At 41.8% G+C, this 505-nt stretch carries 1 pseudogene; it reads left to right on the plus strand.

The annotated features are described in order from the left end of the window. Nucleotides 1-171 (plus strand): annotated as a pseudogene (locus tag Q4575_RS19775) (IS110 family transposase); the annotation flags it as partial. Nucleotides 172-505: the final 334 nt, after the last annotated feature.

Below are 505 nucleotides of genomic sequence, written 5' to 3' on the forward strand. Positions count from 1 at the left end.
GTGCTCTATTTACGAGGTAATGACAAAGCTAGACGCTACCTAAACAAACTGCAAAAACGCATGAGCAAAGCCAAAGCGTTATCGGCTTTAGCACACAAGCTTGGTCGAGCAGTCTATTTCATGTTAAAGAATAAAACGGTATTTGATGATGAACGTTTTTTAAAAGCTTAAGTCGCACAATGGGGTGAGCTGAACGCCTAACTAGATAAGAAAGAACTATCGCGTGTTATTTGTGGCCTATTTGTTTTAAGCAACATATCGCAGGTAAATATAGTCGCTGTATAAGCTACTAGGTCTTGATTAGACACCCCATTGGTGCGCATTAACAATGAGCAAAATTGTTTACACCTTAGCTGAGCCTGAAACTAACTGGACTTATGAGCCAACTGACTTGAATAGCGCCTTCGTAAGGTTAACCGATGAATGTCTCGGCTTTGGCATCCTGCGTCGCTCTACCTCCTAAATCCATTTAGTCGTAGTGCCCCTAACCAACAAAAGGAATGAC

This window comes from Psychrosphaera sp. 1_MG-2023, from assembly GCF_030548245.1.
Lineage (GTDB): Bacteria > Pseudomonadota > Gammaproteobacteria > Enterobacterales > Alteromonadaceae > Psychrosphaera > Psychrosphaera algicola.